The 24236-nt window shown below is 54.1% G+C and carries 17 protein-coding genes; 12 read left to right on the top strand and 5 right to left on the bottom strand.

From position 1 onward, the window contains the following. Positions 1–43: 43 nt before the first annotated feature. Positions 44–538 carry a peroxiredoxin gene (locus tag DBR37_RS14425; RefSeq protein ID WP_124575178.1) on the bottom strand — a complete coding sequence of 165 codons (495 nt, stop codon included), beginning with the start codon at positions 536–538 and terminating at the stop codon, positions 44–46. A gap of 283 nt (positions 539–821) precedes the next feature. Continuing rightward, complete coding sequence (locus tag DBR37_RS14420) at positions 822–1190, bottom strand: Mth938-like domain-containing protein (protein ID WP_124575177.1); 369 nt, start codon at positions 1188–1190, stop codon at positions 822–824. A 278-nt stretch (positions 1191–1468) separates the two neighbouring features. Between DBR37_RS14420 and DBR37_RS14415 the strand changes: the two genes are divergently transcribed. The 8 genes from DBR37_RS14415 (at position 1469) to clpB (ending at position 11047) form a co-directional block, all read left to right on the top strand. Then, positions 1469–2692, top strand: coding sequence for a pyridoxal phosphate-dependent aminotransferase (locus DBR37_RS14415; RefSeq protein ID WP_124575176.1), 1224 nt, complete (start codon positions 1469–1471; stop codon positions 2690–2692). Positions 2693–2772: 80 nt separating this feature from the next. Next, positions 2773–4083, top strand: coding sequence for a homoserine dehydrogenase (locus tag DBR37_RS14410; RefSeq protein ID WP_124575175.1), 1311 nt, complete (start codon positions 2773–2775; stop codon positions 4081–4083). A 241-nt stretch (positions 4084–4324) separates the two neighbouring features. Next, the gene (thrC, locus tag DBR37_RS14405; protein ID WP_124575174.1) at positions 4325–5785 is read left to right on the top strand and encodes a threonine synthase; all 1461 of its coding nucleotides are present in this window, start codon (positions 4325–4327) and stop codon (positions 5783–5785) included. Between the two features lie 95 nt (positions 5786–5880). After that, complete coding sequence (gene glp / locus DBR37_RS14400) at positions 5881–7122, top strand: gephyrin-like molybdotransferase Glp (RefSeq protein ID WP_124575173.1); 1242 nt, start codon at positions 5881–5883, stop codon at positions 7120–7122. 7 nt (positions 7123–7129) lie between these two features. Beyond that, on the top strand, positions 7130–7387 hold the full coding sequence (gene moaD / locus DBR37_RS14395) for a molybdopterin converting factor subunit 1 (RefSeq protein WP_124575172.1): 258 nt from the start codon (positions 7130–7132) through the stop codon (positions 7385–7387). An 18-nt stretch (positions 7388–7405) separates the two neighbouring features. After that, the gene (gene moaE / locus DBR37_RS14390; RefSeq protein WP_124575171.1) at positions 7406–7885 is read left to right on the top strand and encodes a molybdopterin synthase catalytic subunit MoaE; all 480 of its coding nucleotides are present in this window, start codon (positions 7406–7408) and stop codon (positions 7883–7885) included. Beyond that, a complete protein-coding gene (gene crcB, locus DBR37_RS14385) occupies positions 7882–8256 on the top strand; it encodes a fluoride efflux transporter CrcB (protein ID WP_124575170.1) in 375 nt (124 codons plus the stop codon). The genes moaE and crcB overlap by 4 nt, the downstream gene beginning before the upstream one ends. Positions 8257–8464: 208 nt before the next feature. After that, on the top strand, positions 8465–11047 hold the full coding sequence (clpB, locus tag DBR37_RS14380; protein WP_124575169.1) for an ATP-dependent chaperone ClpB: 2583 nt from the start codon (positions 8465–8467) through the stop codon (positions 11045–11047). Positions 11048–11120: 73 nt separating this feature from the next. Here the strand turns inward: clpB and putA are convergent, their stop codons facing one another. The 3 genes from putA to DBR37_RS14365 all read right to left on the bottom strand — a co-directional run bounded on the left by putA (position 11121) and on the right by DBR37_RS14365 (position 18367). Continuing rightward, positions 11121–14831, bottom strand: coding sequence for a bifunctional proline dehydrogenase/L-glutamate gamma-semialdehyde dehydrogenase PutA (putA, locus tag DBR37_RS14375; RefSeq protein WP_124575168.1), 3711 nt, complete (start codon positions 14829–14831; stop codon positions 11121–11123). A gap of 166 nt (positions 14832–14997) precedes the next feature. Beyond that, a complete protein-coding gene (locus DBR37_RS14370) occupies positions 14998–17181 on the bottom strand; it encodes a TonB-dependent siderophore receptor (protein WP_124575167.1) in 2184 nt (727 codons plus the stop codon). 262 nt (positions 17182–17443) lie between these two features. Continuing rightward, on the bottom strand, positions 17444–18367 hold the full coding sequence (locus DBR37_RS14365) for a LysR family transcriptional regulator (RefSeq protein WP_304999920.1): 924 nt from the start codon (positions 18365–18367) through the stop codon (positions 17444–17446). A gap of 97 nt (positions 18368–18464) precedes the next feature. Between DBR37_RS14365 and metE the strand changes: the two genes are divergently transcribed. From metE to greB, 4 genes are all read left to right on the top strand, one after another. Next, on the top strand, positions 18465–20753 hold the full coding sequence (gene metE / locus DBR37_RS14360) for a 5-methyltetrahydropteroyltriglutamate--homocysteine S-methyltransferase (protein ID WP_124575165.1): 2289 nt from the start codon (positions 18465–18467) through the stop codon (positions 20751–20753). Positions 20754–20966: 213 nt separating this feature from the next. After that, positions 20967–21884, top strand: coding sequence for a 23S rRNA (adenine(2030)-N(6))-methyltransferase RlmJ (locus tag DBR37_RS14355; protein ID WP_124575164.1), 918 nt, complete (start codon positions 20967–20969; stop codon positions 21882–21884). Between the two features lie 363 nt (positions 21885–22247). After that, positions 22248–23525, top strand: coding sequence for an EAL and HDOD domain-containing protein (locus tag DBR37_RS14350; protein ID WP_124575163.1), 1278 nt, complete (start codon positions 22248–22250; stop codon positions 23523–23525). Between the two features lie 120 nt (positions 23526–23645). Further along, on the top strand, positions 23646–24197 hold the full coding sequence (gene greB, locus DBR37_RS14345; protein WP_124575162.1) for a transcription elongation factor GreB: 552 nt from the start codon (positions 23646–23648) through the stop codon (positions 24195–24197). Positions 24198–24236 lie beyond the last annotated feature (39 nt).

Genomic DNA, 24236 nt, shown 5'->3' with positions numbered 1-24236 from the left:
TTCTTCGAGAAAAATTCTTTTGAATTCAATGGGTTTTGCAAACCTAAGCAAGAGCCTTCACAAACTCCAGTACGTCATCGATGTGTCCAGGCACTTTCACTCCACGCCATTCTTTCACCAATTTACCTGACTCGTCAATAATAAAAGTAGAGCGTTCAATACCGCGTACTTTTTTGCCATACATATTTTTCATCTTCATGACATCGAACATGGTGCACAGCGTTTCGTCCGGGTCGGAAATCAGTTCGAAGGGCAGTGCCAGCTTGGTCTTGAAACCTTCATGCGAACGCAGGCTGTCGCGGCTGACACCGAACACTTCTGCATTGGCGGCGCGGAATTGCTCATGGAGATCGCGGAAGTGTATGCCTTCAGTGGTGCAACCCGGCGTATTGTCCTTCGGGTAGAAGTACAGGACGATCTTTTTCCCTTTGTAATCAGCGAGTTGAAAGGTCTGCTCGCCAGTCATGGGCGCGGAAAAATCCGGTACGATTTTGTTCAGGGCAGAAGGGCGTTCTGCTACAGGAGTGGCTTGATCCATTTATCTCACTTTCTCTGCCGATAGTGCAGCGCTGCAGGCGCAGGGCTGATGGTCGATCGATTTGCTGCCAGTTCGGCGTACGCATGGGAAAAATACGTAATGAGCAATACGGCCGAGCACACAGATGGGGGCGAGTTTTTATCCTTCAAGCAATGAAATTAATTTAATTTCATGCGTGAAATATTCGTTAAGACAGGTCGGGCACTATTGAAAAGACAATTATTTCCCGACTTGGTTCTGCTCGCAATGTGATCGAGTTTAATCCCTGCAGCTTGCCTCAGCCTTACAGGATCAGTGCCAGTGCGACCTTGCGGCCTTCGGCCATGAGGATGTTGTAGGTGCGGCAGGCAGCCTGGTTATCCATGCATTCGACGCCGATACGGCGGGACGTGAGCGAGGCGGTCAGGCGTGGGTGGACGAAGCGCTGCGTGGCGCCTGTACCGAGGATGACGACATCCGGTGCGACGGCATTGATTTGCTCGAAATTCTCTGCCGTCAGCGCGTCGAACGAAGTCACCGGCCACGCAGTCGGCTTGATTTCAGGTAATACGACCAGACTGTAATTGAATGGGATTAAATTGATTTCAATGCCATTTTCATCATACGAGGTGACGGTCTGGTATTGCTGGGTAGCGGTGCTGTGTAACTTCATGGCTTGGCGGTCGAGAGTCGGAGCGGGTTTCCGCAGGTTTCCGAATAATTGGATGGTAAAGAAGGCTTATTGTAACGTTTTCAGCTTTAAAGCAGCCTTTATCGATTGATAAAATCGCTTCCTTTCGGCAAAATGGATCTCTTTCGCGGTGCACCATTGCCACCGTCATTTTTCGCTTGCCCCTAGGCCTATACTCTGCGGCTACAGATAGCAGGGAGCAGGCGTTTCAATTAGAGCTTAGTAAAGACAAGTTCTGAAATTCACAAGGAACAGTAGCTGTGCGACCGATTCAAAAATCGAAAAAACTGGATGATGTTTGCTACGACATTCGCGGCCCCGTGCTCGAAAAAGCGCGGCAAATGGAAGAAGACGGTCACAAGATTATCAAGCTGAATATCGGCAACCTCGCCGTATTCGGTTTCGATGCGCCAGACGAGATCGTGCAAGACATGATCCGCAATATGTCGAACGCCTCGGGCTACACGGATTCCAAAGGTTTGTTTGCGCCGCGTAAGGCGATCATGCACTACACGCAGGAAAAGAAAATTACCGGCGTGACTATCGATGATATTTACCTCGGTAACGGTGCGTCCGAGCTGATCGTCATGAGCATGAATGCCTTGCTCAATACCGGTGACGAAGTACTGGTGCCATCGCCTGACTATCCGCTGTGGACGGCGGCAGTCAGCTTGTCCGGCGGCAAGCCGGTGCACTATGTCTGCGATGAGCAGGCAGACTGGTTCCCGGACATCGAAGACATCAAGAGCAAGATCAATTCGAATACCAAGGCGATCGTCGTCATCAACCCGAACAATCCGACCGGTGCACTGTATCCGGTCGAGCTGCTGGAACAGATCGTTGAAGTTGCGCGTCAGCATCAACTGATTGTGTTTGCAGATGAAATCTATGACAAGGTGCTGTACGACGGCAACACGCACACATCGCTGGCATCGCTGGCGGATGATGTGTTGTTCATCACCTTCAACGGCTTGTCGAAAAACTACCGTTCTTGCGGCTATCGCGCCGGCTGGATGGTGGTTTCCGGTGAAAAACGCCATGCGCGTGATTACATCGAAGGCCTGAACATGCTGGCTTCGATGCGTCTGTGCGCCAACGTGCCGGGGCAATACGCAATTCAGACTGCGCTGGGTGGTTACCAGAGCATCAACGATCTGGTCGCACCGGGCGGCCGTTTGCTGCGCCAGCGCGACCTCGCGCACAAGCTGCTGACCGAGATCCCGGGTGTGACCTGCGTCAAGCCTAAATCGGCCTTGTACATGTTCCCGCGCCTTGATCCGAAGATGTATCCGATCAAGGACGATCAGGACTTCGCACATCAATTGCTGGCAGAAGAAAGCGTATTGATCGTGCAGGGTACGGGCTTCAATTGCCCGACGACCGACCATTTCAGGGTAGTATTCTTGCCGAATTCGGACGATCTGACGGTCGCGATCGGACGAATCGCGCATTTCCTTGAAGGCTATCGCAAGCGCCTGGGCTAAGCCCCGGACTCTATTTCAGTCACCACGCTCTCCGTTTTGGAGAGCGCTGTTTTTCATGTGACATTATTTATACAGAGATTATGAAATCCATCAAAGTTGGCTTGTTAGGAATCGGCACCGTCGGTGCAGGTACATTCAATGTTCTGAAGCGTAACCAGGAAGAAATTTCCCGTCGCGCTGGTCATGGTATTGAAATCGTGATGGTGGCCGATCTGGATGTCGCACGCGCCAAGGAATTGGTTGGTTCGCATTGTGAAGTGGTGAACGACGGCAATCTGCTTGTTTCTAACCCTGACATTGATATCGTGGTTGAGCTGATTGGTGGCTACGGCATTGCGAAAGACCTGGTGTTGAAAGCGATCGCCAACGGTAAGCACGTGGTCACTGCGAACAAGGCTTTGCTGGCGACCCACGGCGATGAAATTTTCAAAGCTGCGCAAGACAAAGGCGTGATGGTTGCGTATGAAGCGGCAGTAGCTGGCGGCATTCCTATCATCAAGGCTTTGCGTGAAGGTCTGACCGCTAACCGCATCGAATGGATCGCCGGCATCATCAACGGCACCACCAACTTCATCCTGTCCGAAATGCGTGACAAGGGCCTGGATTTCGACACCGTTCTGAAAGAAGCGCAACGCCTGGGTTATGCCGAGGCCGATCCTACCTTCGATATCGAAGGCGTGGACGCTGCGCACAAGGCGACCCTGATGTCGGCGATTGCATTCGGCATCCCGGTGCAGTTCGACAAGGCACACGTGGAAGGCATCACCAAGCTGGAAGCAGTTGACATCCGTTATGCGGAACAACTCGGTTATCGCATCAAATTGCTCGGCATCGCCAAGCGCACACCGCAAGGCATCGAATTGCGCGTGCATCCGACCCTGATCCCGGCCAAGCGCCTGATCGCGAACGTCGAAGGTGCGATGAATGCTGTGCTGGTGCAGGGCGACGCCGTTGGCGCGACTTTGTACTATGGCAAGGGCGCAGGCGCCGAGCCTACCGCATCGGCTGTGATTGCCGATCTGGTCGATATCGCCCGCCTGGCTGATGCAGAACCAGCGCATCGCGTACCGCATCTGGCATTCCAGCCTAATGCGATGGCTGATACGCCTATTCTGCCGATTTCGGAAGTCACTACCAGCTACTACCTGCGCATGCATGTGGCGGATAAACTGGGCGTGTTGGCAAATGTCACCAGCATCCTGGCGGACTCGACGATTTCGATCGACGCCATGTTGCAAAAGGAACCAGCGCTGGGTGAAACCCAGACCGACATCATCATGCTGACGCACCAGACGCAAGAGAAGAACGTCGAGGCAGCGATCAAGAAAATCGAAGCCTTGCCTACCGTTATCGGCAAAGTGACCAAGATCCGCCTGGAACACCTGAGCTGATCCTGCTGTCATCAGCGCTGAAGCCGGCTAAATCCGGCTTCAGCGTGTCTGTTTATCCCGAACTTTATCGCTGATTCGGCTGATTTCATCGAAATTGGCTCGCCTGCCCCGGGCAACTCTCCCTGTTCTGCTCCCTACGCCTGTTCCGGACGCTATAATAGTGCCCTGTATGTAATGTGCTGCCTTGCAGGTATCATCCTGTTTCCTGAGCAAGTCGGCCACCAACCAAGTCAATTACTCTATGCAATACATTTCCACTCGCGGCCTGGCGCCGGCACAGTCGTTTTCTGAAATTTTGCTGGGCGGTCTGGCGCCTGACGGTGGTTTGTATCTGCCTGAGACTTACCCGCAGGTCAGTGACGCTGAGCTGGATGCCTGGCGCACCCTGTCGTACGCCGACCTGGCTTATGAAGTGCTGCGCAAGTTCGCGACCGATATTCCGGATGCCGACCTTAAGGCACTGGTGCATAAAACCTATACCGCCGATGTGTATCGCAATGTGCGTCATGGCGAAGAAGCTGCGCGCATCACACCTTTGCGTACGGTAGAAGAAAAGAATGGCAGCAAACTGGTATTGCAAGCCTTGTCGAACGGCCCGACGCTGGCCTTCAAGGACATGGCTATGCAATTGCTGGGCAACCTGTTCGAATACACACTGGCCAAGCAACACGCCGAATTGAATATCTTTGGCGCCACTTCCGGCGATACCGGCAGCGCGGCCGAGTACGCGATGCGCGGTAAGAAGGGCATACGTGTCTTCATGCTGTCGCCGCACAAAAAAATGAGTGCGTTCCAGACTGCGCAAATGTTTAGCCTGCAAGACCCGAACATTTTCAACATCGCGGTCGAAGGCGTATTCGATGATTGCCAGGATATGGTCAAGGCAGTTTCGAACGATCACAGCTTCAAGCAACAACAAAAAATCGGTACCGTGAATTCGATCAACTGGGCGCGCGTCGTGGCGCAAGTGATCTACTACTTCCGCGGTTACCTGAGCGCGACCACCAGCAACGAACAAAAAGTATCATTCACCGTACCATCCGGTAATTTTGGCAATATCTGCGCAGGCCATATCGCACGCATGATGGGCTTGCCTATTGATAAGCTGGTCGCAGCGACCAATGAAAACGATGTGCTGGATGAGTTCTTCCGCACCGGTGTGTATCGCGTACGTAAATCGGCTGAGACTTATCACACCACCAGCCCGAGTATGGATATCAGCAAGGCGTCCAACTTCGAGCGCTTCGTCTATGACCTGCTCAATCGTGATGGCGATCGTGTGCGTGCCTTGTTCCAGAAAGTGGAAACGCATGGCGGCTTTGATCTGTCCGGCAAACCGGGCAGCGACGGAGATGAGTTCAAGAATATTGCGAAGTTTGGTTTTGCTTCCGGCAAATCGACGCACAGCGATCGTGTCGCTACCATCCGCGACCTGCAGAACAAGTACGACCTGATGATAGACACGCATACTGCAGATGGCGTCAAAGTTGCACGTGAGCACCTGACGCCGGGTGTCACCATGATCGTGCTGGAAACGGCATTGCCGGCCAAGTTCAACGAAACCATACGCGAAGCGCTGGGACGTGATGCTGACCGCCCGGCCGGTTTTGAAAATATTGAAGACTTGCCGCAGCGTTTTGAAGTCATGCCTGCGGATGTTAACCAGATGAAGAGCTTCATCGCTACGCATACAGGTCTGTAATACCGGGATTACAGACCGAGCGCGGCAATCGACAGGGCAAGCGGAATGCAATGTTTCCGCTTACTATCGTCCTATGAACCATTAGCGAGCCCAGCATGAGTGAACCTAAACCGATGTTGAGTGTGGCCGAAGCCCTCGACTTCCTGCTTTCCTCCGCCCAAAAAATTACCGAGACTGAAACCCTGGCTACGCTGGATGCGAATGGTCGCATCCTGGCCGTCGCACAGGAGTCGCAACTGAATGTGCCGCCAGTCGATAACACGTCGATGGATGGTTACGCTGTGCGTGCAGCCGATTGCGCCAGTGGTACAGCGGTCTTGCGCGTCAGTCAGCGTATTCCTGCCGGACATGTCGGCCAGCCTTTGGCAGCCGGATGTGCCGCGCGCATTTTTACCGGCGCCATGATTCCGCAAGGCGCTGATGCGGTTGTTATGCAGGAAGTGTGCGTAGCATCCAAGGATGCGGACGGCGATCTGGTAACGGTTAAACACAGTCCAGTCTCGGGCGAATGGATACGTCGTGCCGGTGAAGATATCCGTGCTGGCAGCACCATCCTGACTGCAGGTCAGCGCTTGCGGGCGCAGGAACTGGGTCTGGCAGCTTCGGTGGGTCTGGCGCAATTGCCGGTGGTGCGCAAGCTGCGCGTTGCTGTTTTCTTTACCGGTGATGAACTGGCGATGCCGGGCGAAGTGCTGAAACCAGGCGCTATCTATAATTCCAACCGCTTTACGCTGCGTGGCCTGCTGGAAAACCTCGGTTGCGACATCAGCGATTTCGGTATCGTGCCGGATACGCTGGCCGCAACGCGCGATACCTTGCGCCGTGCCGCAGCTGAAAATGACCTGATCATTACTTCCGGTGGGGTTTCTGTCGGTGAAGAAGATCACATCAAGCCTGCGGTCGAAGCCGAAGGCCATTTGAATATGTGGCAGATAGCCGTCAAACCGGGCAAGCCGCTGGCATTCGGAGAAGTGCATCGTGGCGCCAAGACTGGTACCGCCTACTTCCTCGGTTTGCCGGGCAATCCGGTGTCGAGTTTCGTCACCTTCATGCTGTTTGTGCGACCATTTATCTTGCGTCTGCAAGGTGTGGACAACGTGCGGCCCAAGGTCTATCCGATGCGCGCCGATTTCAACCTGAACAAAGCCGACAAGCGCAATGAGTTCCTGCGTGCGAAGATTAATGCCGAAGGTGGCCTCGATTTATTCCCTAACCAGAGTTCCGGTGTATTGACTTCTACCGTGTGGGGCGACGGCCTGATCGATCATCCGCCGGGCAAGACGATAGCGGCTGGCGATACCGTGCGCTTTATTTCATTCAGCGATTTGATGTACTGATAGTGATATGAATATTCAACTTCGTTTTTTTGCCAGCGTACGTGAAGCGCTGAAGGTGGCGCAAGAATCAGTCACCGTGCCTGCCACCGTTAAAACCGTCGGCGATGTGCGCGCCTTCCTGCGTGAACGCGGCGGCGTCTGGGCTGAAGCACTGGCGGACAGCCGCCCCCTGCGCATGGCTTACAATCAGGAAATGACAGGTGCTGACACCGCAATTGAAGACGGCAGTGAAGTCGCTTTCTTCCCTCCGGTAACCGGCGGCTGATCAGACGGAGCAGAGCAGATGCCAGTACGTGTACAAACCGAAGATTTTGATGTCAGCCAGGAAGTCGCTGCCTTGCGCGCAAATAGTCCGCAGGTCGGCGCAGTCGTAACCTTTATCGGTACTGTACGCGACATGAATGATGGCTCCAGCGTGGCCGAAATGGAGCTGGAACATTATCCCGGCATGACGGAAAAAGCCTTGCAAAACATCGTTGAGCAGGCGAAGGCACGCTGGCCGATCTTTGATGCGCTGGTGATCCATCGCATCGGACCTTTGCTGCCGCTCGAGCAAATCGTGCTGGTTGCGGTTACTTCTGCGCATCGCGGTGAGGCGTTTTCCGCTTGCGAATTCATCATCGATTACCTGAAAACCGACGCGCCGTTCTGGAAGAAAGAGCAAACTCCACAAGGCGCGCGCTGGGTTGATGCCCGTACCACCGACGACACCGCATTAGCCAAATGGAAGCTGCCTGACACTGCGACAGGAGCAGGCAAGTGAGCTGGCTCGCAGTCGGCCTCGGTGCAGCACTGGGGGCATGGCTGCGGTGGGGGCTGGGTCTCTGGTTCAATGCAGTCAATAATTTCGTACCCCTAGGTACGCTGGTGGCCAACCTGATCGGCGGTTATCTGATCGGTCTGGCGGTTGCCTTCTTCAGCGGCCATCCGGGCGTGCCGCCGGAATGGCGCCTGTTTGCCATCACCGGTTTCCTCGGCGGCCTGACAACTTTCTCTACCTTCTCGGCCGAAGCTGTGCTGCTACTGCAGCGCGGTGATTATATGTGGGCACTGGCGCATACCACGCTGCACCTAGTTGGCTCGATCGCCTGCTGTATTGCCGGTTTTGCCACCTACCGCGCATTCGCGGCATAGACTACTATGGACGCTGCCAGCCGCGTTTGGACTGGCCTGGAATCTGATTGCAGCTGTATCACCTGATATCGCGTCTTTTTCCACGATTTCTGCCCATTTGGGGCCATACTGCGGGCTTATTACAGCTATTCCACCATCTCCCGCTTGAAAAGTAGTTGCTTGACCCAATTTTCTTTCCATTAATGAATTCTTCTTTGGAGAGTATGCAATGCGTCTCGATAAACTAACTACCAAGCTGCAGGAAGCGCTCGCTGATGCGCAAAGCCATGCAGTCGGTAACGACAATCAATATATAGAACCGATACACGTACTGGTCGCCCTGTTAAGTCAGGATGACAGCAGCACGCGTTCGCTGTTGCAGCGTGCCGGTGCCAACATCAATGGCATGACCACCGCGCTGCGCAGCGCACTGGATCGCCTGCCCAAGGTTTCCGGCAACGGCGGTGAAGTACAGATAGGGCGGGATCTCAGCTCGCTGCTGAACCTGGCTGACAAAGAGTCGCAACTGCACGGCGACCAGTTCATCGCTACCGAAATGGTCTTGCTGGCGCTGACCGAAGACAAATCGGAAGCCGGCAAAATTGCACGTGAAAACGGCCTGACGCGCAAAGCGCTGGAAGCCGCAATTAAGGCCGTGCGTGGCAGTTCAAAAGTGGATTCGGCAGATGGCGAAGGCCAGCGCGAAGCCCTGAAAAAATACACGCTGGATCTGACCGAACGTGCCCGTATCGGCAAGCTGGATCCGGTTATCGGTCGTGACGACGAGATCCGTCGCGCGATCCAGGTATTGCAACGCCGCTCGAAAAACAATCCGGTCCTGATTGGCGAACCTGGTGTTGGTAAAACCGCCATCGTCGAAGGCCTGGCGCAACGTATCGTCAACGGTGAAGTACCGGATAGCCTGAAAGGCAAGCGCGTGCTGTCGCTGGATATGGCGTCGCTGCTGGCAGGTGCCAAGTATCGCGGCGAATTCGAAGAGCGTCTGAAAGCAGTTCTGACCGAGCTGGCCGAAGATGAAGGTCAGACCATCGTCTTCATCGATGAAATGCATACGCTGGTTGGCGCAGGCAAGGCCGAAGGTGCGATGGATGCCGGCAATATGCTCAAGCCTGCATTGGCACGTGGTGAGCTGCATTGCGTAGGCGCGACCACGCTGGATGAATACCGCAAATACATCGAGAAAGATGCTGCACTGGAACGTCGCTTCCAGAAAATCATCGTGGCTGAACCAAGCGTGGAAGCAACCATCGCTATCCTGCGTGGCTTGCAGGAAAAGTATGAGTTGCATCATGGCGTAGACATCACCGATCCGGCGATTGTCGCGGCGGCTGAATTGTCACATCGCTATATCACTGACCGCTTCCTGCCGGATAAGGCGATTGATTTGATCGATGAAGCAGCATCCAAGATCAAGATCGAACTCGATTCCAAACCTGAAGTAATGGATAAGCTGGATCGTCGCGTCATCCAGTTGAAGATCGAACGTGAAGCGATCAAGAAAGAAAAAGATGAAGCTTCACAAAAACGCCTGGCCCTGATCGAGGAAGAAATCGATCGTTTGGGGCGTGAGTACGCCGATCTGGAAGAAATCTGGAAAGCGGAAAAATCGTCTGCCCAGGGCAGCCAGCAGATCAAGGAAGAAATTGAAAAAGTCCGTCTGCAGATGGAAGAGGCAACGCGCAAGAGCGATTGGCAGCGTGTCTCGGAACTGCAGTACAGCACCTTGCCACAACTGGAAGCGCAACTGAAGAATGCCGTTAAAGGCGAAGTATCCGGCGGCAAGCCGCAACTAGTGCGCACTCAGGTCGGTGCGGAAGAAATCGCGGAAGTCGTGTCGCGTGCTACCGGTATTCCGGTCTCGCGCATGATGACGGGCGAGCGCGAGAAGTTATTGCAGATGGAAGATGCGCTGCATAAACGCGTGGTCGGCCAGCATGAAGCCATCGTTGCGGTTTCCGATGCGATCCGTCGTTCGCGTGCAGGTCTTGGTGATCCTGATCGGCCTTATGGTTCGTTCATGTTCCTCGGGCCTACCGGTGTCGGTAAAACCGAACTGTGTAAAGCCCTGGCTTCGTTCATGTTCGATACCGAGGAGTCGCTGATACGTATCGACATGAGTGAATTCATGGAGAAGCATTCGGTCGCACGTCTGATCGGTGCACCACCAGGTTATGTCGGTTACGAAGAAGGTGGTTATCTGACCGAAGCGGTACGTCGCAAGCCATACTCGGTGATCCTGCTCGATGAAATCGAGAAGGCGCATCCGGATGTCTTCAACGTCTTGCTGCAGGTGCTGGATGATGGTCGTATGACGGACGGACAGGGACGTACGGTGGACTTCAAGAATACCGTAATCGTCATGACTTCCAACCTTGGTTCGCACAAGATCCAGGCTATGGAAGGCAATGAGCCTGCGCTGATCAAGATGGCCGTCATGGCGGAAGTGCAAGGTCATTTCCGTCCTGAGTTCATCAACCGTATCGATGAAATCGTGGTCTTCCATGCACTGGATGAGAAGAACATCGGTTCGATTGCGAAGATCCAGTTGCAAGTGCTGGAGCAACGCCTGGCACGCATGGATATGTCCATGGACGTGAGCGAAGACGCTTTGCAGAAAATCGCAGAAGCCGGATTCGATCCTGTGTATGGCGCACGCCCCCTGAAACGTGCGATCCAGCAGCAGATCGAAAATCCTTTGTCCAAGGCTATCCTGGAAGGGAAGTTTGGTCCCAAGGATGTGATTTCGCTTGATGTGAGAGATGGCGAACTGGTGTTCACCAAAAAGATGTAAATGCATCCCTAACTGCATGAAGTAATAAAAAGCCCGTCATGTTCATCACATGGCGGGTTTTTTTATGTGGCGCTCAGGTGCCTATGGTCATCAGGCTGGCATTGCCGCCAGCCGCGGTTGTATTGACGCACAGCGCCCGTTCATGGACGAGACGCCACAGCGGGATAGGGAGAGGGAATTCTGTCGTCACGACCTGCACGATGGCGCCTTCGCGCTCTGCCAGCGCCGTGCGCAGATCAGCTTTGTGCTGTCCGCGTTCCAACAGGGCGAGGCGCAAATCCTTAGCAACGTGTTGATGCTCGATGACAGTCATGCTGGCGCGCAAGTGCGCAGGAAAATCTGGCGGAACCAGCAATGCAGTACTTTGTAATAAGACGACCTGGTTTCCGGTGGCGTAGACGGCAAGCAATTGATTCAGCAAGGCCGGAGTTGTCTCAGCTACGCACAGGACTGCACCGCGTGCAGCGAAACGCAGGGTGTTGGTTTCACCGGTGACACCCTGCAAGCGGATGATCTTCCCGGACGGGCTGGTACGTATGTATTCGACGATGAGCTGGCTGAGTGTTTGTTCTTTGTGCGGAATACTCCATGTCAGCAATTCCGCCAGTGCAGTTTCTATGTGCCGTGCTTCTTCTCTGTCCTCTTCATCCGCTTTTTCTATATTCACGGCACTGCTATGTTGCAGGCGTTTCAGATAGAAAGGGCCGCCTGCTTTGGGGCCGGTGCCAGACAAGCCTTCGCCACCGAATGGTTGCACGCCGACTACTGCGCCGACGATGTTGCGGTTCACATAGATATTGCCGACATGGGCGTGGCGCACGACGTAATCTATGGTTTCGTCTATGCGTGTATGTATGCCCAGAGTCAGACCGAAACCGGTGGCGTTGATGTCCCGAACTAACTGTGGCAAGTCGTCGCGCTGATAGCGCAGTACATGCAGCACCGGGCCAAACACTTCTCGTTTCAATTCGGCGATGTTGTCTATCTCCAGGATGCAAGGCGCGACAAAAGTGCCGTTTGCAGCTGTTTCCGGTAAAGCTAATTCATGGATTTTTTTATCTGCGTTTTGCGCTATGTAAGCGCGCAGATGTCCTTGTGCTTCTGCATCGATCACCGGCCCTATATCTGTCAGCAGGCGATCAGGGTGGTTGATTTGTAGTTCCTGCATCGCGCCTTTCAGCATATGCAGGGTTTGCCCGGCGATGTCGCTTTGCAGGCATAAGACACGCAAGGCAGAGCAACGTTGGCCGGCACTATCGAATGCCGACGTAATGACGTCACGTACCACCTGCTCGCACAAGGCAGAGGAATCCACGATCATCGCGTTTTGGCCGCCGGTTTCTGCGATCAGCGGGATATCTCTGGCTTCCGCGATGCTGCGTAGGTTCAGTTTGCGATGGATACTTTTCGCGACTTGCGTCGAACCAGTGAAGACGACGGCTGAGATGCGTGCATCCGCGACCAATTGCGCACCGATGGTTTCGCCATTGCCGGGCAGGAAGAGCAGAGCATTTTCCGGCACGCCAGCCTGGTGCAATAGCTGTACCGCGCGGAAAGCGATCAGTGGTGTCTGTTCAGCTGGTTTTGCAAGGACTACATTGCCTGCCGCTAGCGCTGCACTGAGTTGTCCGGTGAATATGGCTAATGGGAAATTCCATGGACTGATGCAGGCGACTACTCCTAGCGGCGGGGCTGCTTCCGATGCGATCGCTTGCGCGCTGTAGTAACGCAGGAAGTCGATAGCTTCACGCACTTCGCCGATTGCATTCGACAAGGTTTTGCCAGCTTCTCGTACGGCCAGCGCAATGAATTCGTCTGTATGTTGCTGGAACAGGTCTGCTGCACGTAGCAGGATGGTGGCTCGCTGGCCTGCAGTGTGCGCTTGCCATGTAGCCATGCCAGCTAACGCATACTCGATTGCCTGCCCGGCATCATGTTTGTTCGCGTGGGCGACAGTGCCGACTGCATCGCTGTGATCTGCCGGATTGCGTATCGTGATCGCCGCGCCATATATCGCTGCGCCCGTCAGCGGGAGTGCATGCCATTGCTGTTTGCCATATGCACTTAAGCTGGCGCTGAGTGCGCGCAACGCATGTTCATTGCTCAGGTCTATACCGCTTGAGTTACGCCTCTCCGTGCCATACAAATCGGCGGGCAAGGGTAGCGCGGGATGTGGCTGACCTGCGAACTGTGCAGCGAGTGCGACCGGGTCTTGCAACAGCTCAGCTATGCTGATGTTGTCATCGACGATTTGATTGACGAATGATGAATTGGCTCCATTCTCCAGCAGTCTTCGTACCAGGTAGGCCAGCAAGGTTTCATGTGTGCCGACCGGTGCGTAGATACGGCAGGGCACATTCAAATGTTCGGCGCCGACAATCTGGTCGTATAAGGTCTCGCCCATTCCGTGCAGGCACTGGAACTCATAGTCTGTCACTTGCATGGCCTGCGCCTGTTGATAAATGGTGGCGAAGGTCAGCGCATTGTGGGTGGCAAATTGTGGATAGATAACATCGCTGGCAGCCAGCAGTTTTTGCGCGCAGACCAGGTAAGAGAGGTCGGTATACGCTTTCCGCGTATAGACCGGATAGCCGGACAAGCCATCGACTTGTGCACGCTTGATTTCAGTATCCCAGTACGCGCCCTTGACCAGTCGCACCATGAACTTTGTGCCGCTGCGACGAGCCAGGTCTGTCAGGTAGTCTATAACGTAAGGGCAGCGCTTCTGATAAGCCTGTACGACGTAGCCCAGGCCATTATAGCCAGCCAGCTCCGCATCAGCCGCCAGTGCTTCCATCAGGTCCAGTGACAGTTCCAGGCGGTCTGCTTCTTCCGCATCGATGTTGAGACCGATGTCGTATTGTCTTGCCAGCAGTACCAGCTGTTTCAGACGTGGTAGCAGCTCCTGCATGACACGCGTGCGTTGCGCGCGCGCATAGCGCGGATGCAACGCCGACAGCTTGACTGAGATGCCGGGGCCTGTACGTATGCCGCGTTGCCCGCTGGCCTTGCCGATTGCATGTATTGCGGCTGTATAAGACTGATAGTAAGCATCGGCATCTGCCGCCGTTATCGCAGCTTCGCCCAGCATGTCGTAAGAGTAGCGATAGCCGTGCTCTTCATGTTCACGACCGTTTTCCAGTGCTTCATCTATCGACTGTCCGGCGACAAACTGGCTGCCCAGCATACGCATGGCGAGATCCACACCTTTGCGTATCAGCGGTTCGCCGCCTTTATTGATGAGGCGGGTCAGGGCGGCCCCGAAGCCATCTGCGCTGGCGCTGTGCAGTAATTTTCCGGTGATCAGCAAGCCCCAGCTGGCTGCATTGACGAAGAGCGAGGACGATGTTCCTAGATGGCGTTGCCAGTCGCCCTGGCTGATTTTGTTCGCTATGAGACGGTCTGCAGTCTGATGGTCAGGTATGCGTAACAACGCTTCAGCCAGGCACATCAGGGCGATGCCTTCTTCCGACGACAGCGAGAATTCATGCATCAGGGCGTCGACGCCGGACGCGCGGCTGCGTTTGGCGCGTACTGCAGTCACGAGTTGCTGTGCGAGTGCCTGGCTGGCACTTTGTAACGCCGGATTGCTTTGCATTTGCGCAAGCAGGTTTTGTACTGCGCTGACTTCATCCAGCCGATAAGCGCTGCTGATGGCATCGCGTAAGGGCGTCGCGGTAGTGGGTACTTCTGCCGCGAGAGCGGCAAAGGGCGGGATGACCGGAACTGTCCGGTCTTGATCGGTTGCTGATGCGCTGGTAACGAAATCGTTAGTGGTAGCCATAGCCTGATGCACCAAGTGAATGAGTCATCCTATAGCAGACAGCATACAGCGGCACGCGCGGCGTTTAAAGCAGTTTTATAACTTTTATAGGAAGCAAAATAAAAGCAGCCTGATGATCTCTCACCGAGATCATCAGGCTGCCGGCAGATCAGGTTTTATTTACTGATCAGAACAGGTGTGAAAGACGTACGTAGACTGAGCGATAGGTAGGTTCGCTGATGGATGCCGTGTCTGTTAACACGTTGGCTGTAGTGAATTTCTGGGTAATGCCTTTTTCCCTGGATGCAAAGAGATTCAAAGCTGAGATGTTGAGCGACGTCTGTGGCGTCAATTGCGTACGCGCACTCATATCAAAACGTGTAAGCGATCCCACTTTGTCGCGTCGATAGCTGTTATCAGCGATTCGATAATGCTGATCGTAGCCGCTGGAGTAGTTCGCACTGGCACCCAGTGTGGTTTTAATCGCAGGCAGAAACCAGTCCATGCCCAGATTGGCGATGCGATCCGGTTGATTCAGGAAACGACGTTTCTCGCCGGTCTGTTTCGATACCAGACTGGTTTTGACGGCGGTCAAATTGGACCACAAAGTGAGATTGCGTGAGCCGCCGATCAGACTGAAGGGGATGCGTGCTTCCAGTTCCACGCCGTACATGGTGCCATCACCGCCATTCTGCGGGCGCGTCACATAACGCGTACCTTCTTGCGCAATGATGTTTTCCAGCTTGTCGGAGAAGTCACGCTTGAAGCCTTTGGCACTCAGCAGGCCCTGACGTCCTGCGATGAAATGATCGATTGCGATATCGTAGCCGAGTATGCTTTCAGGCGAGGCATTGGGATTGCCGCCGGAGTCGGGTTTTGTGTAGGAATTAGAGCTGGATGTGGTGACAGTTGGGGATAGATTGCGCAAGACAGGTCGGCGTACTGTTTTGGCTATGCCGGCACGTAAATCAGTGCTCTCGTTTAATGCCTGACGCAAACTGATAGAGGGCAACAATACATTGTCATTCTTGGTTGTCGCAGCACCAAAGAAATCACGGGTACGGACGGAAGCACGTTCCTGGCGCAGGCCGATAGTCAGCAGATTCCCTGGTAGCAAACGCATGCTGTCCTGAATGTAGAGACTGGTAATCTCTTCCTTTATGTTGTAACGACGATTCACGGTAGGTGCTGTCGCCACGCCATTGGTGCTGTTGCGGTTATCTTCACCGCGTTCTTCCGACGACCGGCCGATACCGTATTCCAGTTTATGTTTTCCAAGTGAGGTGGTTGCCGATATGTTGGTTTTGAACAGATCGAGGTCTATGGATTCAGAACGTTGTCGTGCTTCTTTAAATGCACCATTATCGTAACGCCTGGAATCGCGGGTCGTGTTTTCACTGGCACTTTGACGATCAAAGGATGCATTGATTTCTGTACTCGTTGAGAATTGATGTTTCCAGGCACCGTACAGCCCCTTGTTTTCCCTGGTACGTTTGCGATCTTCGTTATCGAGACGGGTAACGGTTTGCCGATCGGCCGCCAGGGTGCGAGTAGTGTCGTCTCGGTACTCGGTTGTACGCAGGTAGGACGGTTCCAGAACCAGGCTGTTATTGCGATTGATATTGATGTCTATGCGCGGCGTGAAGTTGGCTTGCTCAAAGCGGCGTTTGTTGACATTTAACTTGCTATCTTTAATGGAGGTGCCGCCGGCGTTGCTCATAAACGTGTCACGGCTTTCAGAGCGGCGCTGCTGTTGTACACCACCGGTAAGCGTCATGCGGATTTTGTCATTACCTAACGTGTAGAAAATCGTGGCATCCCCTACCGGTCCGTTGTGCTGCAAGGCACCGGCGCCGACACTGACTTCATTTGGCAAGGCCTTGCCGCCCTGTTTCAGGATGATATTGACGGTACCTGCAGCACCCTGTGCATCCTGGCTGGCGAGGGGTGTATGGATGATTTCGATACGCTCCACCATGGAGCTGGGAATGCGATCAACCTGTACTGTCCGTTCTGAACTGCCATCCAGTATGCGGCGGCCATTGATCGTGACCTGAGTATATTCACGGCCAATATTGCGCAGCTGGATTTCGCGGGCGCGGTTGGCGCCATCGAACGATACGCCGGGCAAACGACGCATTGCATCGCCCAGAGGCTGATCGCCAAACTGGTTCAATTGTTCTGCATCAATCACGGTTTTTTGATTGATGGCTTCATGCCGTGCGGCATGTGCGCTTTGTGCCGCGTTATCAATTTTGTCGGCGGTGACGGAGATGGCCGGCAGGGACGGGTCACTGGCAGTCTGTGCGAAAACTGCATGGGAGATGAAAGCGGCGAGCAACGCCGCGGTGTTATGTCGGAATGGGATCATGATCAGCCTGTCTGGAAGGTATCTGGCTGGCTGGCAATACGCTTGGCTGGCTGTTACGAGTCGTTGCGTTGTGTCGTCCTAACCTGCCGGGTATGCTTGCAGGCTGGTAACGCAGAGAATTGAGCGATCAATGATAGTGAGAGTGATTTTTCTGTGTGCCAGAATCATCTCGTTATTTCGCTTGCCATAAAAAGGCCATTCTTATGGGAGCGGCTTTGGATAAAAGGGAGTGCTTAGCGTGCAGACATGTGCGGGGGCACCGTCAAAGTAACTCAACACTATCCAGATTCAGGTAGCAGCTCTCGCGCGTGGTACTCACAAAGTCTGCCAGATAGGGCTTGTCCGATATCTCGGGCAGGCACGCGGCATATAGTCGTCCGGTCAGGCCGTCATGCGTGATGCGCTTGGCTTTGACGTAGTCACGGTTCAGATAGTTTTGTGCCGCCCACACCGGCAAGGTCGCGATACCGCGTTTGCTGGCGACCAATTGCAGCATGGCGACGGTCAATTCGGTGGTGCGACGCGCGACTTGAACGCCCGCTGGTTTAAGTACCTGACGCACGACATCCAGCATGTCGTCCGGTACCGGGTAGGTAATCAGCGTGTCGCCGATGAAGTCTTCTGCTGTCAGGAATTCCTTGTCGGCCAGCGGATGGTCATGTGCGACCAGCGCGACGATTTCAAAACGGAACAGTGCGTGGTAATCGACTTTTTCATCAGTATCGATCTCTGCCACGATGGCAACGTCGGCACGGTGTTCATACAGCAAGCCTACCGGATCGGCCTGGAAGCCGGAGACGATGTCCAGCTCCACTTCCGGCCAGCGTCCGCGAAATACGTCCATGGCCGGCATCAGCCAGTCAAAGCAGGTGTGACATTCGACCGCGATGCGCAATTGCCCGGCTGCACCCTGTGCCAGCCGCACCAGATCGCGTTCGGTTTCCGCTACCTGCGGCAAGACAGTGTCCGCCAGCTTCAGCAGGCGTTCGCCCGCGGGTGTGAAGCGCACGGGCGTCGTCTTGCGTTCAAACAGCGTGGTGCCATGATGATCTTCCAACTGCTTGATTTGATGCGATAAAGCAGATTGGGTGACATTTAACAGGGCGGCCGCACGCAGCAGATTGCCTGCTTCGCGCAGGGCCAGCAGGGTTTTCAGGTGGCGTAATTCAAGGATGGATTGCACTATGAATTTTTCTCATGATGAATCTTAAAAATTATCGTTTGAATCATAGTTCATCTGCGCGCACCATGGCAAGCTTCAAAAATCTATATCGGAGTTGGGCATGGCAAAGGCGCATATTTTGGGTTTCCCCCGTATCGGAGCCCAGCGCGAATTGAAATTCGCCGTCGAATCGTACTGGCGCGGCGATATCGGGCTCGGAGCATTGCAGGAAACCGGCAAAATCCTGCGCCAGCGTCATTGGGCAGTACAGGCGGACGCCGGGCTGGATGTGGTGTCGGTTGGTGATTTCGCCTGGTATGACCAGGTTTTGAATACGCTGGCCTTGCTCGGGGCTGTACCTACCCGTTTCAAATTCGATCCGAAGAAGCTGACGCTGGCTGACTACTTCACGCTGGCGCGCGGCAATCCTGAGCACTTCGCGATGGAGATGACCAAGTGGTTCGACACCAATTATCACTACCTGGTACCTGAATTCACGGCTGATATCAGTTTCGATGGCGGTGTGGATTGGCTGTTTGAAGAAAATGCAGAAGCAATCGCTCTCGGTCATGCGACCAAGGTCACGCTGGTCGGCCCACTGAGCTTGCTGTATCTCGGCAAAATCAAATCCGGTGTCGCGCACAAACTCGATTTCTTACCTAAGGTGATCGCTGGCTATCAACGCGTACTGCAACGCTTGCAGGAGGCTGGTGTCGAATGGGTGCAAATTGATGAACCTATCCTGGCACTGGAACTGGACGCTGCATGGTGTGCTGCGTTTGCGCCGACGTATCAGGCTTTGTCGCCGGTCGCGCCCAAGCTATTGCTGGCTACCTACTTCGACCAGGTGCGTGAGCACAGCGCCTTGTTGCGTGACTTGCCGGTAGCTGGCGTGCATCTGGATCTGGTACGGGGTGTCGGCCAGTTGCCAGCATTCCTGCAAGACTGGCCGCAAGATCGCGTGCTGTCAGCTGGCGTGGTGGATGGTCGCAATATCTGGCGTGCCGATCTGGATAGTGTGCTGGCCCTGTTAGCGCCGTTGCATGCTGTTCTGGGCGAACGTCTGTGGGTCAGTGCAAGCTGCTCCCTGTTGCACGTACCTGTCGATCTGGCGCACGAGAATAAGCTGGATGCAGAACTCAAAGGATGGCTGGCGTTCGCAACGCAAAAGGTATCGGAAGTTACTGCACTCAAACGTGCTTTGAATGGTGAAACGCAAGCAGTGAGTGCGCAATTCACTGCCGCTGCCCTGGCATTCGCCGCACGCAAGGTATCGCCGCGCATACATAATCCTTTGGTGCAGAAACGCCTGAGTCAGATTGATGGCATTTCGGTTAATCGCAATCAAGTATTTGCCGACCGCATCGTCAGGCAGCAAGCGCGTTTTAATCTGCCTGCGTTTCCGACCACGAATATCGGTTCCTTCCCGCAAACGACAGATATCCGTCAGGCACGTGCGCAGTACAAGCGCGGTGAGATGGGGCATCTGGATTACCTCAACTGCATGCGTGAAGAAGTGCGTCTGGTGGTGCAGAAGCAGGAAGAAATCGGCCTGGACGTGCTGGTGCACGGCGAGCCGGAGCGCAACGATATGGTTGAGTACTTTGGTGAACAGCTATGGGGCTATGCCTTCACTGCGAACGGCTGGGTACAAAGCTATGGTTCACGCTGCGTCAAGCCGCCATTTATCTATGGCGATGTGTATAGGCCGGAAGCCATGACCGTGGGCTGGAGTGAATTCGCGCAGAGCCTGACGGCCAAGCCGATGAAAGGGATGCTGACTGGACCGGTCACCATGTTGCAATGGTCTTTTGTGCGTGACGATCAGGCACGTGACCAGACTGCTTTGCAAATTGCATTGGCCTTGCGTGATGAAGTGATTGATCTGGAAAAGGCCGGTATCGGCATGATCCAGATTGATGAACCTGCATTCCGTGAAGGCTTGCCGCTGAAAGCAGCCGACTGGCCGCACTATCTGGATTGGGCTGTGAAGGCTTTCCGCATCACTGCGTCCGGCGTACAGGACGACACGCAGATCCATACCCATATGTGTTATTCGGAATTCAACGACATCCTGCCGTGGATCGCGGCGATGGATGCCGATGTCATCACCATCGAAACTTCGCGTTCGGACATGGAGTTGCTGGACGGTTTCGGCGAGTTTGCCTATCCGAATGACATAGGCCCCGGCGTCTACGATATCCATTCGCCACGTGTACCTAAAGTGGAAGAAATGCAGCGCCTGTTACGCAAGGCGCGTGGCGTGATTCCTGATCAGCGGCTGTGGGTGAATCCGGATTGCGGGCTGAAAACGCGGGGCTGGCCGGAAACCACTGCAGCTCTGGAAAACATGGTGCTGGCAGCTCGTACCTTGCGTGCAGAAGTTGCGCAGCAGGAGCAGGCAGCCTGAGCTGCTGAGTCAACCTAAGCAAAACGGGTACAGGGCTGGGGCGCTGTACCCGTTTTTTCATGCTGAAGCCGGGAACTGCAGGGCGTGCGAGGGCTGCAGGTGCGGTAATCGTATGTATTCAAGCCGGTAATTGTTAGAATGGCGTATTACGGGGCTGCGCAGTCTGCATTGCGCGGCTTTCCTCCCATATTCTTGCCAAGATAGACATTCCCTATGTTGAGTTACCGTCATGCCTTTCATGCAGGCAATCACGCCGATGTACTCAAGCATCTGGTTCAGATTCAGTTGCTGAAATATCTGAATCAAAAAGACACGCCGTATATGTACATCGATACCCATTCGGGTGCAGGTGTATATGCACTTGATGGCAATTACGCCGCTAAAAATGCTGAGTTCGAAACCGGTATTTCCAAGCTCTGGGATCGCAAGGATTTGCCTGAGCCGCTGGCCGATTATGTGCAAGTCATCAAAGCGCTGAATCCTAGCGGCAAGCTGCGCTACTACCCGGGTTCGCCTTACTGTGCGGATGCCGTCATGCGTGAACAGGACAGATTGCGTCTGTTTGAACTGCATCCGGCAGACAGCAAGCTGTTGGCAGACAATTTCCGCAAGCTGGAAGCGCATGCTGCGGAGCAGGGCAAGCGTCCGACCGTGCGTGGCAAACGCATCATGATAGAGCGGGCAAACGGTTTCCAGGGCCTGAAAGCGCTGCTGCCGCCGCCATCGCGCCGTGGCCTGGTGCTGATCGATCCACCGTATGAAGACAAGACTGATTACCGCACCGTGGTGCAAACTGTTTCCGATGCGTTGACGCGTTTCGCGACGGGCACTTATGCAGTCTGGTATCCGGTACTGAACCGTCTTGAATCACGTCAGATGCCGGATAAGTTGAAACGCCTGAGCGCAAATGGCTGGCTGAATGTCACATTGTCTGTGACGACACCATCGCCGGACGGCTTCGGTTTGCATAGCAGTGGTATGTTTGTGCACAACCCGCCATGGACGCTGGAACCGATGCTGCGCGAGCTGATGCCGTATCTGGTCAAAGTCCTGGGCGGTGACGAGGGCGCTGGTTTTACGCTGGAATCAGGGCAAACCGTGGCGACAAATACGGGCACGCGGCGGGTATAAAGGCAGGGAGAAGTTGTTGCACCGAAAAACCACAGACATTTCTGTTTTTGTAATATAGAAAACACAAGAGAAACGGAAGGCTTGCGTGATGGAAATATTAACGGAATAATGGCCTGAATAGATTTGCAGCAGCAGCTACAAATTGCCGGTTCGTTTGATGACTCGCAGTCTGTGGTGAGACACCATCTATCCATGCGGTATCGTCTAAAGAATAAGAATGCAGATATCGTCTGGATGTACTGAATGTTTGATCATATGTAAATGCTGCGATGCTGGTGCATGGCGGATATTTCTCAAGATTTGACAGGGACGTGCCTTGGTTGATCTACGCGTTCTGCTTAATAGACAGAGACAACAATCTTGATGATCACCAACCTCAATCAGCATTTGCCTGATAACCATCCCCGCGTAAAGGAGTTTTTCCTGGCGCGACAACCTATATTGAACAATGAGCAGGATCTGGTTGCGTATGAACTTTTGTTCCGTCGCGCCTCATCCGGCCCTGCCAATGTAGTGGATGATCTGGCCGCGACCGCTTCGGTGATCGCACATGCATCCGAGCTGGGGATAAGCAACGTCATCGGCAACTCGCTGGGTTTCTTCAACGTCGATGCCGCTGTGTTGATGTGTGATTTTGTAAACTTCCTGCCGAGCGACAAGGTCGTGCTGGAAATTCTGGAAACGGTAGAGATCACGCATGAGCTGGTAGAGCGTGTGGCTATATTGGTCGAACAGGGTTTTACATTTGCGCTGGACGACGTCATCTCGCATTCGGAAGAATTGAGAAATTTGCTACCGCTGATCAAGATCATCAAGATCGATATCACTGCCATGAGCTACAGCGAGTTAGCCAAACTGGCGGATCATTTCCGTCATGAGGGCAAGCTCTTGCTGGCGGAAAAAGTGGAAACAGTCGAGCAATTCCAGTCCTGCCTGGAGCTCGGTTTCCATTATTTTCAGGGTTACTACTTTGCGCGTCCGGTCATTCTTTCCGGTAAAAAACTCGCACCGTCACAAATCGCGATCATGCAATTGATGGCGCTCATCATGGCGGATGCAGAGACCGCGGAAATCGAACGCAATATCAAGAAAGATGCTTCGCTGGTGCTGACTTTGCTGCGCCTGGCCAATACGCCCGGTGTTGGCGTCACACAGCGCATAGATTCGCTGGGACAAGCGCTGACCGTACTCGGTCGTCGTCAACTGCAGCGCTGGCTGCAGATCATCCTGTACGCCGAACATAACAAAGGTAGTCACTTCACGTCGCCCTTGCTGCAATTGGCGACCACACGCGGCAAATTACTCGAACTGATTACCGAGAAGCTGCGCCCGGATAATCGTTCGATGGCGGATACGGCTTTCACCGTCGGCATCATGTCGCTGATGGATACCTTGTTTGGCCAGTCGATGGAAGAAATCCTGGATCAGGTTTCGGTCGTGGACGAGGTGACCGACGCCTTGCTATATCGCAAGGGTTTTTACGGTGATTTGCTGAAGCTGGCCGAATACATAGAGCAAATAGAAAAGACTGGCGCCTTGCTGATTCCTACCTTGCAGAAGCTAGAGTTGTCGATAGAGGATCTGTACGCCTTGCAATTGACTGCATTTGAGTGGAGCAATAACGTATCTGGTTGCGTCTGATTTTTTGCTGATCGCTTCTGTCTGATTCTTCCTCCGCACGTTCCTCTCGTTTTCCTTCCGTTCACGATATCGCCATGCAGTCGTACGACTTGTCGTCGCGCATGACGTTAGAATAGCGGCATGACGAATCCAGCAAATACCAACGACAACGATGATGATGGCGACAACAGTGCGCCGCCGATTCCTGCCGGCTCGAAAAATTACATGACGCCACAGGGGCATCTGCGCATGAAAACTGAACTGCTGAAGCTGATCGATGTAGACCGCCCAGAGGTCGTGCAAATCGTTTCCTGGGCGGCGTCGAATGGTGATCGTTCAGAAAATGGCGACTACATTTATGGCAAGCGCCGCCTGCGCCAGATAGATGGCCGTATACGCTTTCTCACCAAACGCCTGGATCTGGCCGAAGTCGTGGACCCAAGCATCCATCACGGCAGCGATCAGATATTCTTCGGCGCGACCGTACGCTACGAAACGCAGGCAGGTGAAGAACAGACCGTCACCATACTCGGCATCGATGAACTGGACCCCTTGAATGGCAAGATCAGCTGGATATCGCCGGTTGCGCGCGCACTGACCAAGGCGCGCGAAGGCGATACCGTGATCCTGAAAACACCAGGCGGCCTGGAAGAATTATTGATATTGGAAGTAAGCTATCCGGCCCCGCAGTGAGGCCAGATCAGAAATGAAGCAGAAGTAAGCAGGGAGTAA

This window comes from Herminiimonas sp. KBW02 (genome assembly GCF_003852535.1).
In the GTDB taxonomy this organism is placed as follows: Bacteria; Pseudomonadota; Gammaproteobacteria; order Burkholderiales; family Burkholderiaceae_D; genus Oxalicibacterium.
Note: the sequence above shows the minus strand (reverse complement) of the source record. Positions and strands in the feature narration are given on the sequence as shown.